The sequence below is a fragment of the Limosilactobacillus agrestimuris genome, assembly GCF_943193105.1.
Taxonomy (GTDB): Bacteria; Bacillota; Bacilli; order Lactobacillales; family Lactobacillaceae; genus Limosilactobacillus; species Limosilactobacillus agrestimuris.
Genome location: NZ_CALPCW010000003.1, coordinates 47,116 through 59,804, shown reverse-complemented (window position 1 = coordinate 59,804; position 12,689 = coordinate 47,116). Strand labels below are relative to the sequence as shown.

The 12,689-nt window shown below is 37.4% G+C and carries 14 protein-coding genes; 6 read left to right on the top strand and 8 right to left on the bottom strand.

Translation table 11 applies throughout. The annotated features are described in order from the left end of the window. Positions 1–24: 24 nt before the first annotated feature. Together NFR46_RS03080 and NFR46_RS03075 are read right to left on the bottom strand one after the other, a co-directional pair. Complete coding sequence (locus NFR46_RS03080) at positions 25–1,188, bottom strand: hydroxymethylglutaryl-CoA synthase (RefSeq protein WP_251574602.1); 1,164 nt, start codon at positions 1,186–1,188, stop codon at positions 25–27. Then, positions 1,185–1,862 carry a ribonuclease H family protein gene (locus NFR46_RS03075; RefSeq protein ID WP_251574818.1) on the bottom strand — a complete coding sequence of 226 codons (678 nt, stop codon included), beginning with the start codon at positions 1,860–1,862 and terminating at the stop codon, positions 1,185–1,187. Before NFR46_RS03075 ends, NFR46_RS03080 begins: the two co-directional genes overlap by 4 nt. A gap of 234 nt (positions 1,863–2,096) precedes the next feature. Here NFR46_RS03075 and NFR46_RS03070 point away from each other — a divergent pair, with 234 nt between their 5' ends. Both NFR46_RS03070 and NFR46_RS03065 read left to right on the top strand, forming a co-directional pair. Then, positions 2,097–2,834 (top strand): glucose 1-dehydrogenase, encoded by a 738-nt coding sequence (locus NFR46_RS03070; RefSeq protein WP_251574601.1) that lies wholly within the window; start codon positions 2,097–2,099, stop codon positions 2,832–2,834. 341 nt (positions 2,835–3,175) lie between these two features. Beyond that, positions 3,176–3,670 carry a DUF805 domain-containing protein gene (locus NFR46_RS03065; RefSeq protein ID WP_251574600.1) on the top strand — a complete coding sequence of 165 codons (495 nt, stop codon included), beginning with the start codon at positions 3,176–3,178 and terminating at the stop codon, positions 3,668–3,670. Positions 3,671–3,764: 94 nt separating this feature from the next. Here the strand turns inward: NFR46_RS03065 and NFR46_RS03060 are convergent, their stop codons facing one another. After that, entirely contained in the window at positions 3,765–5,621 is a 1,857-nt protein-coding gene (locus NFR46_RS03060) for a hypothetical protein (RefSeq protein WP_251574599.1), read from the bottom strand. Between the two features lie 93 nt (positions 5,622–5,714). Beyond that, on the bottom strand, positions 5,715–5,993 hold the full coding sequence (locus NFR46_RS03055) for a hypothetical protein (protein ID WP_251574598.1): 279 nt from the start codon (positions 5,991–5,993) through the stop codon (positions 5,715–5,717). A gap of 174 nt (positions 5,994–6,167) precedes the next feature. Between NFR46_RS03055 and NFR46_RS03050 the strand changes: the two genes are divergently transcribed. From NFR46_RS03050 to NFR46_RS03040, 3 genes are all read left to right on the top strand, one after another. Beyond that, a complete protein-coding gene (locus tag NFR46_RS03050) occupies positions 6,168–6,455 on the top strand; it encodes a HigA family addiction module antitoxin (protein ID WP_251574596.1) in 288 nt (95 codons plus the stop codon). A 636-nt stretch (positions 6,456–7,091) separates the two neighbouring features. Further along, entirely contained in the window at positions 7,092–7,805 is a 714-nt protein-coding gene (locus NFR46_RS03045; protein WP_251574593.1) for a helix-turn-helix domain-containing protein, read from the top strand. Positions 7,806–7,942: 137 nt separating this feature from the next. Beyond that, positions 7,943–8,653 (top strand): DDE-type integrase/transposase/recombinase, encoded by a 711-nt coding sequence (locus NFR46_RS03040; RefSeq protein ID WP_251574591.1) that lies wholly within the window; start codon positions 7,943–7,945, stop codon positions 8,651–8,653. Between the two features lie 63 nt (positions 8,654–8,716). Here the strand turns inward: NFR46_RS03040 and NFR46_RS03035 are convergent, their stop codons facing one another. The 4 genes from NFR46_RS03035 to NFR46_RS03020 form a co-directional block, all read right to left on the bottom strand. Further along, complete coding sequence (locus tag NFR46_RS03035) at positions 8,717–8,926, bottom strand: hypothetical protein (protein ID WP_251574586.1); 210 nt, start codon at positions 8,924–8,926, stop codon at positions 8,717–8,719. A 303-nt stretch (positions 8,927–9,229) separates the two neighbouring features. Beyond that, on the bottom strand, positions 9,230–9,742 hold the full coding sequence (locus tag NFR46_RS03030; protein WP_251574584.1) for a hypothetical protein: 513 nt from the start codon (positions 9,740–9,742) through the stop codon (positions 9,230–9,232). A gap of 366 nt (positions 9,743–10,108) precedes the next feature. Further along, entirely contained in the window at positions 10,109–11,197 is a 1,089-nt protein-coding gene (locus NFR46_RS03025; RefSeq protein ID WP_251574582.1) for a tyrosine-type recombinase/integrase, read from the bottom strand. Positions 11,198–11,660: 463 nt separating this feature from the next. Then, positions 11,661–12,341, bottom strand: coding sequence for a helix-turn-helix domain-containing protein (locus NFR46_RS03020; RefSeq protein WP_251574580.1), 681 nt, complete (start codon positions 12,339–12,341; stop codon positions 11,661–11,663). A 116-nt stretch (positions 12,342–12,457) separates the two neighbouring features. Here NFR46_RS03020 and NFR46_RS03015 point away from each other — a divergent pair, with 116 nt between their 5' ends. Further along, the gene (locus NFR46_RS03015; RefSeq protein WP_251574578.1) at positions 12,458–12,643 is read left to right on the top strand and encodes a helix-turn-helix domain-containing protein; all 186 of its coding nucleotides are present in this window, start codon (positions 12,458–12,460) and stop codon (positions 12,641–12,643) included. The last annotated feature ends 46 nt before the right edge of the window (positions 12,644–12,689 follow it).

Sequence of the window (12,689 nt, the reverse complement as noted above, 5' to 3'; positions counted from 1 at the left end):
ACAGTATAACACTTTTGTCCAAGATTAATTTTCGCCCTTACCATAAACCCGCTTGTAATCTTTTTGTCCCTTAAGAACAAACGGTGCTGGATCCTTTTCCCAGTCAAGCTCTACATCATCAGGATTCATCCCTAATTGAGAATTAAATTGCTGTTCGTATTCTTCAATTGATACCTGATGACGATCAGCTAAGTCCGCTTTAACGTTACTGAGGTATTTTTCAAAACCATCTTGTAAAATTCCACTGTAGAATTCACCTTCAGCTCCGGAGCCATAGCTAAAGAGTCCAATCCGGTCACCAGCTTTAACCTGACCATTTTGCAATAGCGACATCAAGCCAAGGTAAAGTGAACCAGTATACAAGTTTCCTACTTCACGACAGTACTTTTGACTTGCGGTTAATTGTTCCCGCATCTTCTCTGCAATTGGGGAATGATCATCCTGGAGTAATCCTTCAAGAGCCTTCTTCCCCATCTTGGTAAAGGGAAGGTGAAATGCGAGCGCAGCAAAATCATCGAGTTGGCGACCCGTTAATTGACGATAGCGTTGCCAGCATTGGAGGAAGAATTCAATGTAAACGTTAGTCGAGTACTTCCCGTCAACATGCGCCTCAGTGGCATAGAGTGGCCGCCAGAAGTCCATGACGTCCTTAGTGTATGATACCGCCGTATCTTCGAGCGCCAAGACATGCGGGGTAGCTGTGATCAACATTGCGACCGCGCCAGCACCCTGGGTCACTTCACCCGGAGTTTCTAAGCCGTACCGGGCAATATCAGCCGCAATTACCAAGACAGCCGACTGGGGATCCATTGCTACCAATCCCTTAGCAAATTGGATCCCAGCAGTTGCGGAGTAACAAGCTTCCTTTAATTCTACAGTCCGCACAAAATCATCCAAGCCTAAAAAATGCTTCACGTAAATTGCACTGGCCTTTGAATTATCAATTCCTGATTCCGTGGCTACAATGACAGTTGACAGGTGCTTTTTGTCATCATCAGTTAGCAGCTTTTCTGCCGCTGCCGCCCCTAACGTTACGATATCCTGACTTGCCGGCACAACGGCTTGACGATCTTGGCCAATCCCAATTGTATACTTGTCTGGTTCATCTCCCCGCTTCCGGGCCAATTCCCGTAAGTCAATGTATTCATCGGTTGTGGCAAATGCCATTTTATCAATTCCAATTTTCATTTTTCTTCCCCCATCTTATCCATCGTTTCATTTAAGAGGTGGTCAACAATGATATTCCCATCGTTATCAGCGTGACCCTTTGTCCACTGAAATTCGATCCGGTTAAATTGTGGCAGTAATTTGACAACCTCCTGCCATAATTCCTTGTTAGCGACTGGCGAACCGCTGCTTGTTTTCCAGCCCCGCTTTCGCCAACCATTTAACCAATACTTCATAATTGGGTCCAAAACATAGTGCGAATCAAGGATCGCAATGATCAGGCTATCCTGCTTTTTATTTTTCAACAGGATTTGGAGGGCATTCCGCAATGCCATTAGCTCCATCCGGTTATTCGTTGCCCCAAATTCCCCACCGGTTTTGGTAAAGGACTTGTCACCTTTCCTAATCAATAATGCCCAAGCAGCCTTATCCGTCTTTTTAACGTGTTGGCCTAACTTATTTCCGTGATTTCGCGATCCACCATCCGTAAAAAGGTAAATCGCATCGGGATTATTTTTATTGATTTTTTTCTGATCGGTATCCCGTCCATCAAGCCACTCGATTGCGGTTTGCCTATCCAAAAAGCTTTTATACACCGCACCAGGATAACCACTAATCTCCCGCTGACACTCAGGCCAGGCTTGGTAGATCCCGGGATGCCGCCCCTTCTTTACTGCATAGTACTTACTCATAATCAACCTCTTTAGAAACTAATACATTAATTATAACGGAAAAGCAGAATAATTTTAACTGCATTACACTGGTCAAAACATTAAACACTAGCCAGTTTAACAACCATTAACGGAAATATTATTTACTAATATTATTTGTTTTATCTACTTGATAGTGATGTTCTAAGTATGTAAGCGTTAACGATGGTTAGTGCGATTTATTTCTCCTGTTTTATATATTAGAAAGGATGTTTCTTTATGGGTGAACTAGACGGTAAAATTGCAATCGTAACTGGTGCAGCCAAAGGTTTCGGCCTTGCAAGTACCAAGGCATTTATTAACGAAGGTGCCAAAGTTGTAATGACCGACGTTGACGATGCTGAAGGACAAAAGCAAGCAGACAAACTAGACGATAAGGCAATCTTTATCAAGCAAGACGTTTCAGATGAAAACTCTTGGCCAGAAGTATTCAAGAAGGCTGAAGAAACTTTCGGTCCAGTAAATATGCTATTAAATAATGCCGGAATTCTTCTTTTCGATAATGCTGAAGACGTTAAGATGGAAGACTTCCACAAGATTCTTTCCGTTGATCTGGACGGGGTCATGCTTGGGCAAAAGTACGCCATTAAGCACATGAAAGAAAATGGTGGTTCAATCATTAACCTTTGCTCAATCGCAGGCTTAATTGGGATTCCAAACCTCTTCTCTTACAACGCTGCTAAGGGTGCCGTTCGTCTGATTACTAAGTCAGCTGCCCTCAACTGCTGCGATAAGAAGTACCCAATCCGGATTAACTCTGTTCACCCTGGTTATGCTCACACCCCAATGGTTGACGCTTACCCAGAAATGCGGACTGATTTGGAAGCATTGCACCCAATGGGCCGGCTTGGGAATGCAGATGAAATTGCTAACATGTGTGTCTTCCTTGCCTCTGACCGTTCCTCCTTCAGTACCGGTTCAGAATTCGTCACTGACGGTGGATACACTGCCCAATAATCAGTCAACTAATTTTTAAGCCATTAATACCAAAATAAACTGCCGCTCGAGTTAATTCGAACGGCAGTTTATTTATGTTGTTATTAAAAAATTACTTTCCGTGAACCTTTGCAAAAATGCAAACTGGCAAAGCAATTGCACCGGTAATTAAACTAACAGCAGCAACTTTTTGCTTCTTTGAAAGTGGCTTCGTTACAATTTTCATTTGAAACAACTCCTTTGCATGAACAACCATCTAATCCTTTCCACACCCTTATTCTACTGGGAATTAACGATAATATAAAATGATATGCATTCTAAGTATGGTATAGTAAAATTGAAAAGAATTGGAGGAGTCAATTATGTTTAAAGCTTATAAATATTACTGGGAAAACTCATTTAAATACCAGGCTACATCTACACGCGCTGACTACTGGTGGCCCGTGTTAGCTAACTTAATTATTTACGCAATCTTATGGCTATTGCTCGTTGCTTGCGGTGTCTCATCATTTAGTTCATTAATTAATGGCAGTACTCAGGGACTGGGTGCAATCCTAATTATCGCAGTCTTAATGGCAGTCTTTGGGATTGCTAATATCTTCCCCGGAATTGCAATTACTGTTCGCCGGCTTCGGGACGTTGGCATCTCCGGCTGGTTCCTGTTTGCAGCTTGGTTACTTTCAATCATCTTGGGCAATGTTGACAACGAATTCTGCAACGGCTTAATGGCCATCCTAGAAATCGTCATCTGGGTTTTCATGTGCCTGCCAACCAACTACATCAGTAAGCAAGGCTGGTGGAGTCCAAACAAGAGTGAAGATAAGGAAATCCCTAGTTTGCGGAATGAAAATGAATAAGATTTGAATAGTATAACTAAAATAGCCACCTAGTTATTAAATCTCTTAATAATTAGGTGGCTTTTATATTGACTTTATTAATTAATAATTTCTACTACATCGATTTATGAAATAGTCGTGAGAATACCCCTTGTTTCTTTGGCTCATCTGGTGATAATTTCTTCATCATTTCCTGCATTAACTTAGTTTGGTTTTGAATTACCTGTTCTTGTTGTTGATCACGCTTCTTTTGTGATTCTAAAATCGCTGCTAATTGATCACCGCGTTTTTCAGCTTGATGAACCTTGTTGTAATAATTCCGAATTAACGGTTCACCAATATAGCGATCAAAATTATCGATATTCAAAATCATCCCGTTATCGTATTGATAAATAGCAACTCCCAGATCACGTGGAAACATGTTAAAGTAGTTATCTAACGTCTGGTTAATATTCTCATAGGTACTTCCCTTGATATTATTAAAAATTGCCTTAGAAACTGTAAACTGTTGATCGTCACCTTCTGTAAATGCAACGTGTTTAAAAGCATCATCCCGGATCAGCATTTTCCAAGTAATCCGGTTTCGATCAACCTTATAGTTATAATTTTGGTCAATAATTTCTGCTAGTTCTTTTTCCAAGCCAAAATGAGAAAATAGTTCCTTAATAATTGCTCGTGTCTGGCTTAAACAATCATCAATTAGTTCACTTTCTTGCATTCCCGGGAGGTTATTTAACCGTTCATTAAGTCTAGCGATTACGTAACGATAAATATGATCATTAGTGTTATTGACAAGAATTTCATAATTATGTTTTTGCTGCTTCCGTTCCAGCCATCCCGCTTCAAAAGAAAGATAATAAACTCGTTTGGTAATTTCTTCGAGGTTATTAATACTCTTACTTCCGGCATTATGGTTCATCGCAAAGATATTGACGTTATGAATCCCCTTAATCGTGTTCGACCACTGTTTGATCGCATTAGTAGAAACCTTACTATGAAGGAAATTCTCATTTAGTTCATCAATAATCATCGGTGAAATAAATCGACCTGATTGCAAATAATTACCGAGAAAGTCAACTGCCCGATTTGTGTGGGAACTAACTCCCTCATTAATTTGAATATACTCAATGTTTTCGGAACGATCACCGATAAAGCGTTTGAAGTAATCGCGAACTAATAATGTTTTTCCCGTGGTTCCTCGACCAATCAAGACCATCGATACAGGAACCTGATCCGGACTCTTAGCAAAGTTAGACTCCCGATAAATCTGACGGATTTTCCAGATTAATGGGGTCGTCATTAAGTACATAAAGGCTGACAGTGCTTGTTGGCTTTCATCTTGAATCTTGTTATAACGAAAGCTTTTAATTATTTGAATAAAGTTAACAACATCTTCGCGTGTTACATCATCCAAACTCACGGTTAGGGGATGAGAGGTATCCCCTGTCTCATTTGCAATGATAATTTGGTTATCGTCACTATAGGACCACATCGGCCGTGGATAGAGTGAGTTGGCCTTGATTTCCTGTTTCTCATTACCAGTAGTAAAACCCCGGTAAATAATTTTTTGTACCTTTTTCTGGGATTCTTGGAGATTCCGCCGTTTATTTCCCTTGGGAGTGTAAATTGTCTTTAAAACCTTAGTAGTTGCTTCCGGTAATAATTGGTAACTATCCGTTGACGGTTGCTTTTCACCGGTAACTTTAGCAATCTCTTCGGCCTTAAACGATAGTTGATTATTTTGTACCTGACTAAAAAGGTCACCAAGTAACATTTCACTAACTTCTTGGAGAGACTTACCGCGTAAATCTTTAATTGTTTTCCGGTCTAGGTATTCATTACTCTCCTCACCAAAGTTTTGCTTAAATAATTGCAAATGAGCTTGATACAGAGAATCATCATCTTTTCGTTCACCAGAATACATCCACATCAATTCATGATTTGAACTAGTTGCTCGCTTTGTTAAGTTCATGGAACCATTAAAGATTCGAAAGCTGTTCTCATTCTCAAGGATAAAATGCTTACTATGAAATAACGGTCCCTTGGTAAATTTTAAATGGAGGGTTTAATCCGCTAACCGTTTGAGGAAGTCTTCGTTTACTCTTGCTAATTCTTTAGCTTTTTGACTGATATTAAAGTACTGATTAAGGACTTGACTCGTTTTCTGGTCTTCCAATCCTAAGACAAGATCCACTTGTTTGAATCGCGGTAGTAATTTTTGTTCGATGATTTTAAAATCACCAACAAACGAGACACCCTTAAATGTCTCATAACCCTCAAGGAGGGAAAAGAAATCTGGCTTTCCTAGCATTACTTGCTGTTTTAAGTCATAAATATTGAGCATCGATAATCTCCTTAAATTATATTTCTTGAGTTACTTCACCAAAGTTTAAAAATAAATATTATAACATGGCTTTTCTAGCATTACAAACTATGGTTCAAAATTATTTGATGCTCTAGGTTAAAATAATACTAAAGATGGTGAGAACGTCGATTATCATTAGGAAGGAGTCATATTATGAAAGATATTCCAATACCAACGATTGGTGAAATTTTAAAAGAAGAATTCATGGAACCATTTGGACTTTCAGCATACCGTGTTGCAAAAGAAATTGATGTCCCCACATCAAGAATTCAAGATATTCTTCATGATAGAAGGCAAATTACAGTTAACACCTCAATCCGTTTAGGAAGATTGTTTGGTGTTTCTGATCGATACTTCTTGAACTTACAGAACGACATCGACATTCGCAATGCCGAAGAAAAAAGTAGCAATGAATTCAATCAAATAAAAGCATCTCCCTAGTTGGATTTTTCGTCCAATTAGGGGGCTCACTTCATTTTATATGTTTTATATTCGCTACAAAAGTTTTCAACTGCCCATTAACTGAACTCTTGAAACTTCGATACAAGTTACTCACTCCTCCGACAATTCTTTATTTAATAATAGGTAGCCTAATATTTGTGTTCCTTTTATATTTTAGTTTATTTACGTTTTCATAGAGAACTGTTAATTCTGTTAAAAGTGTTGAATTATTAATCAACCAATTAAATATCCTCTTAAATATGTGAATAAAAATCAAAAGTATAATTACATATACTGCTTCATTTATCACTAACTCACCAAAATTTTTACTTAATGATGCCACCTTATCAGTAATCCTATCATTCAACAATAATAAAATTGTCCCACTACCAATTAAGGAAAAAACAATATTAATAGTCTTCCTTAATTCATTGCTCTTACTTTTAATTTCATTAATCCTTTAATTCAATAAGTGATCTACATAATTAAGATCTAAATCATATCGAAATGATGCGACATAGATACTACTATATGTAAAGGACGATTATAAAATGTAGGACATCGGCGGGGCTATAATGCCCTCTAAGTATACAGGTGAAATAGAAAATTCATCTGATACTTGGAGGGTATTTCTATATGGGAAGAAGATCTAAATTTTCACTCCAACAAAAACTAAGTATTATTAATGAAGCTAAAATAGTATCCACTGAAAAAGTAGCTAAGAAATTTGGTGTGAGCGCTCATACCATCAAAAGATGGCAAGAAATCTTTCAATATCAAGGAATTGATGGGCTTGAAAATACCCATCATAATAAAAATTATTCTATCGAGTTCAAACGACAATTGGTTGTAGAATTTGAGCAATCAATGGACTCTTTAGAGAATTTTGCCTTAAAACACGGTTTAAAATCCGATTGGCAACTAGCAAATTGGATTATCCAGTATAATGAATCAAAACTGAAGGCTTATATGCCAAGAAAGCGGGATTCAATTATGCCAGAACGTAAGACTACTTTTGAAGAACGATTATTGATAATTGAAAAACTGATTAAACATGATATTAACTACAACTGGACAGTGAACAAATATCATGTTAGTTACCAACAAGTTTATGGTTGGTATCGAAAATACCGTAAAAGTGGTAATGACCCGCAATCACTTCGTGATCGGCGGGGTAAAGTCAAGCCGAAGGAAGCCTGGACAGAAGTTGATCGACTAAAAGCTGAAGATCGATTATTAAAGGCCCAACTTCTTCGTAAAGAAATGGAAGATGCCTACTCAAAAAAAGTAATGGAAATACGCAATCGGGAGGCGAACGATTCCTCAAACAACAAGCTATCAAAGAACTGAGTCAAGAACATGACTGGCCAATTAGTATCTTGTATCAGATCGCTGACATAACTAGAGATGCTTATTACAAGTGACTTCATAGAAAGCCAAGTAATTATAAAGTTGAATAATCAGAGCTGCTTGAAGCAATTCTAGAATTGGAGGAGAAGCATAAGTGGACACTGGGTTACTTAGCGATGACAACTCAACTAGCCTTCGAAAATAAACTAAGTTTCAAGGCGGGATTAAAGCGGGTAACTAATTGTATGAGAAATCATGGAATCAGGGCTAATATCCAGAAGAAGAAACATAATCGCGTTAAGCGTTATGAAGAATATATTAATGACAATTTACTCAATGAACAATTTGCTCGTCAGAGTAAAAACGAAGTTTGGGTAAGCGATACTACAGAGGTTCTGTACGGGATAGATCAAGTAAAGACGGCTCGCGTGCATGTGGTTTTGGACCTGTATAGACGTTACGCTTTGAGCTACAATATCTCACCCACAGAAACAGCAGTGTCAGCAATTGAAGTATTTAAGCGTGCCTTCAAAGTGGAACCAGATGCCCATCCGCTGATCCATACGGATCGCGGATCAGCATATTGTTCAATGGTCTTCAATGATTATTTAGCCGATCAAAACTGTATTCACAGCATGTCACATCCAGGTCATCCTTGGGAGAACTCACCAATGGAACGTTGGTGGAATGATTTTAAGCTCATTTGGTTAGCTAAACGGTCACGACCTAAAACATTGGTGGAATTGAAGCAATCGGTAAAAGAAGCTATTAAATATTTCAACACTCAACGAGCTTATGCGTCCAAAAACGACTTGACCGCGGAAAAATTCCGCGCTCAAGCCGCATAAACTATTTTTCTATTTGAACTGTATACTTGACAGGCACCAGTGCCACCGCCGATTTCCTACATTTTATAATCGTCCTTTACAACAGGGTACAGTACCACTTTTTAAATCAAACATTTCATAATTCAGATCGATGATCTCACGCGTTTCATCATCAGTCCATTGTTGACCTTTATCGGGTAACATCTCTAGCTTTGCACCAAGTTTAATAATTTCATTTGCATCATCATATTCTTGTTGATCATTTGCTAATTCAGTATAAATTAAATCATTCATGGTTTCACACTTCCTTTTGCTACTTAAACCATAACAAAATGACCCTGCCAAGTGTAAAGTAAAATATGTCAGCTAAAAATCGATACATTAAGTGAGTGTTATATGTAAAAGGCACTAATCCGTGTTATAATTATGTATAGAAAAACAGGCCCGCTAAAAAGACGGTGGCCTAGTTACATTAGATCAATAAAAGATCGTCCGTAAACTCGCCAAAGTTATATGAGGACGGTCTTTTTATTATAATCATGAGTAAAATGGTATTTCTGATAAATAACACCCAAGTTAATCCTGGGCGTTATTTTTTTACCGCCATACGCAATTCGGTGATGAACCAATGGTGAAATTACGCCAATCCCAGACAGCCTTAGCAATAAGATAGTCAGTTGAATTGGTACCCTTGTGTTTCTCTAGGTATTTAAGAAAATAATTAAAGGGTACAACAGTCTTGCTTTTACCGGCAACAACGAAATAATAATACTCTTCAAACACGTCACTCCAGACTGGAAAATACAACATTAAATGACGACGAGCTTGCCCATATTTATGATTAAAGTTAACCACATTTTGGAACATTTCTTCCTCACTTGGATCATAACGATAGACTTCCTTGTAGATACCCACTACAAGAGCATAGAAGTACTTCACCGCCTTAGTAGTATCCTTCTTTGTTTGGTTTGCTACCGCTAAAGCTTCTTTATCATAATCTACAGCCCTTTGTTTAACTTGATTATACTTGGCTGTATAGTCACTAACCCTTTTGGCAGCTTGACGGGAAACAGCAATCGGATCAATATTCTTCTTTTCAACATTAGTCATAAATATGACCTCCTTGAAACATTTAACTTTATACTAACAAAAACGACCACCAGGGAGGCCAAGTAAAAATTATTAGGAAAATAACTACCAATTAATCAGAATAAGTATTAAAAAAAAAGGCCGCTCTAATCAGTGCCCTTTTCCGTACTAATAAAATAAGGAACCTTTATATTTGAGAACATTTTGAGAACACTTACTTTGTCTTTCTTAAAGTTAAATAAAAAAGAAAATCCTCAAAACGCTATTATATCAACGTATTTGAGGTTCCTTAAACTTACATATAATTTAAATAAGGAGAGTACAGGATTATAATGTGTTGATATATCAACGTTTACGGCGCTTTTTTCCGCACTTTTTCCGCAAATTTTACAATTCTGCTAATTTGTCGATTATCAAAGTTTCATTTTTAGCCTTATATTCCTCAATCAAATAAGAATAAGCGTTTAAAGTAACTGTTATATTTGAATGTCCTAATCGTTTACTAATTGCGTATATATCAACACCCTTGCCAAGTAGATAGGCTACATGAACATGTCGCAAGGAATGAAAGTGGAAACCTTGCTTTTTAATACCACACTCTTTCATAATAGAGCGTAGACACTTGTTAAGAGCGGGACTTGTCGGAATTGTCCCTAATACATTTTGAAATACCATTGTTGTACGATTAGCCTTTAATTCAGCTAAGTAGTTGAGTAATTGACGATTAACTTTAATCACACGGTTACTTGATTCAGTCTTAGTTGTCTTAAAGGCTTTTTTCGTATCATCCCATGACTTATTGATTGAAATTGTAGCGTGAAGAAAATCTATATCTTTCCACGTGAGAGCCTGTATTTCACTCTTTCGCATCCCCGTATAAATTGCAGTAAGTATCATGTAACGACTAGTGTTGTAATGGTTAAGATTATCAACTAGTGCATCCGTAAGAGTATGTAACTCTTTTTCTGTTAGATATTCAATCTTACGCTTGCTCTTTTTGTTAAAGACTAGTTGAACGTTATGAGTGAAGTCTTTTGTCAAAATATCATCATCGATCGCATAACTAACCATTGCCCTAACAGCACCGTTTAACTTTGATACTGAACTAGCACCGTGATTCTTACCGTACCAGTTAATGAACTGCTGATAGTCTGAACGCCTTATCGTTGCAAGCTCTCTATTTTTGAAGTAACTCGCTATTGTCTTGCTGAACGTTTTATAACGGCTCTTTGATATATCTGATAATGAACTATCTTTCTTATAAATCGTGTACCATCGCTCGTAATAATCAGTGAAAGAAATGTGTTGTAGGTCTAAATTAACTTGCTCTAATTCCTTTTCTAGCTTACTAGCTTCAACCAACGCTTCACGCTTCAACTTAAAACAGCCAACTGATTTCTGGTGTCGCTTCCCGTCTTGGTCTCTGTATTCTGCTATTCCGTAATAGCCTTTTTTCGCTTTCTTTGTATAACTCATAAAATTACCTCTTTCTTTTCGCACAGCTTGCCAACGTGGAATTTGAGAGGTTGTTATTTTATGTATTGAGTTGTTCAAATGGCTAGTTGGTGCAACGGGAAGTACACAAGCATGGTACTAATTAGCACCGTAACAGTTACCTAGTAGTGGGCTTGTTAATGCACCTAAAAGTAGTGTTATTAGTGGTGTTAACAGTAGCAATAACAGTGGTGATATTAGTAGCGTTAAATTTTTGACGCTTTTAACATCCCCAGCAATCGGGGGATGTTTCTATATACTTCAGAAGTATTTAGAAGCTATATTCAGCTATCTATCTAGCTATATCAGCAATAAATCAGCAAAAAAGCAAAACGATTAAAGCTTGTTATATCAAGGATTGACAAACAATTAAAAAGAAAAACCAGCAGAAAAACCGTAGATTAAACCTATCTTTTTCATGTTTCCTCCTTGTAGTTTTTTATCATCAATCATGTTCGGACATAGGTTTGTTTTTTTCGTCATTATTAGATTTTATAAACTTCTTATGCGCTTCTTCAACGCGGTGCTCATCATATTTATCAAAATACATATTTTCTATTTCTTTAATGCAACTTTTAGCAACGGTATCCCCATTTTGCGCACTAAAAAACATTTCACTAACAATGCTAAGAATATAATTATATGTTCCTACAGGCTCAGGCAAATCGTTAAAACCATTAATATATTTTGAATTAGCTATTATATCCTCATATTTTGATTTTTCTTCTGGTTGCTTCGAAAAAAGAGCGTCAATAATTGATCTAGCATTCTCAAAGGCCCTTTTACTATAGTCATCGCTATAAAGTGCATCCTCAATTACTGAAACTTTTTCAATTATTTTCCAATCAGGATTACCGTTTTTGTCAAACATTAAAGGTCTTAACTTATTAAGCTCAGCTTCATCCTGCTTAGTATAATCACTTACCCCTTGTAGATATGGCACAGGAACATCAAAAAAACTAGCAAGTTTTAACCAAGTTTCAAGTTTTGGTTCCCGTTTCCCATTTTCGTATCGGCTAATCGTATTGTTACCAACACCAATAGCATCCGCTACCTGTTGTAAAGTCAGCCCTTTTTCTTTTCTTAGCTCCGCAATTCTATTGTGGGGCTTTTTACTTTCAAACATATACATCACCCACCTAAATTTTAGCACGTATTCTACCATTTTGGTATAAAATTGTTGACATTCCCAAAATGGGAGAATAATATTATTACCAAAATGGGAGAAAGGAAGTGAACAATATGACTGAATATTTTAGCTACCAAGAAGCAATGAATTACATGGGTTTCAAAACTCAAGACACTTTGCGGACTTACATCAAACAAGGCTTACCCACTATCCAAGTAGGCAAGTCAAAGCGGATCAGTAAGTCTGATATTGATAAATTCATGGCTGATCATCGTGTCGTAGTTAAGCAGGAAAAGTAGCGTTTTTAGCAAACTGAAGTAATTAACACAGAGCTGAAAAGCATTG

Coding starts and splice junctions, on each gene's coding strand:
- NFR46_RS03030 (WP_251574584.1), bottom strand. CDS start 9,742: ATGACTAATGTTGAAAAGAAGAATATTGATCCGATTGCTGTTTCCCGT.
- NFR46_RS03015 (WP_251574578.1), top strand. CDS start 12,458: ATGACTGAATATTTTAGCTACCAAGAAGCAATGAATTACATGGGTTTC.
- NFR46_RS03050 (WP_251574596.1), top strand. CDS start 6,168: ATGAAAGATATTCCAATACCAACGATTGGTGAAATTTTAAAAGAAGAA.
- NFR46_RS03055 (WP_251574598.1), bottom strand. CDS start 5,993: ATGCTCAATATTTATGACTTAAAACAGCAAGTAATGCTAGGAAAGCCA.
- NFR46_RS03035 (WP_251574586.1), bottom strand. CDS start 8,926: ATGAATGATTTAATTTATACTGAATTAGCAAATGATCAACAAGAATAT.
- NFR46_RS03045 (WP_251574593.1), top strand. CDS start 7,092: ATGGGAAGAAGATCTAAATTTTCACTCCAACAAAAACTAAGTATTATT.
- NFR46_RS03020 (WP_251574580.1), bottom strand. CDS start 12,341: ATGTTTGAAAGTAAAAAGCCCCACAATAGAATTGCGGAGCTAAGAAAA.
- NFR46_RS03025 (WP_251574582.1), bottom strand. CDS start 11,197: ATGAGTTATACAAAGAAAGCGAAAAAAGGCTATTACGGAATAGCAGAA.
- NFR46_RS03060 (WP_251574599.1), bottom strand. CDS start 5,621: ATGAACTTAACAAAGCGAGCAACTAGTTCAAATCATGAATTGATGTGG.
- NFR46_RS03080 (WP_251574602.1), bottom strand. CDS start 1,188: ATGAAAATTGGAATTGATAAAATGGCATTTGCCACAACCGATGAATAC.
- NFR46_RS03070 (WP_251574601.1), top strand. CDS start 2,097: ATGGGTGAACTAGACGGTAAAATTGCAATCGTAACTGGTGCAGCCAAA.
- NFR46_RS03065 (WP_251574600.1), top strand. CDS start 3,176: ATGTTTAAAGCTTATAAATATTACTGGGAAAACTCATTTAAATACCAG.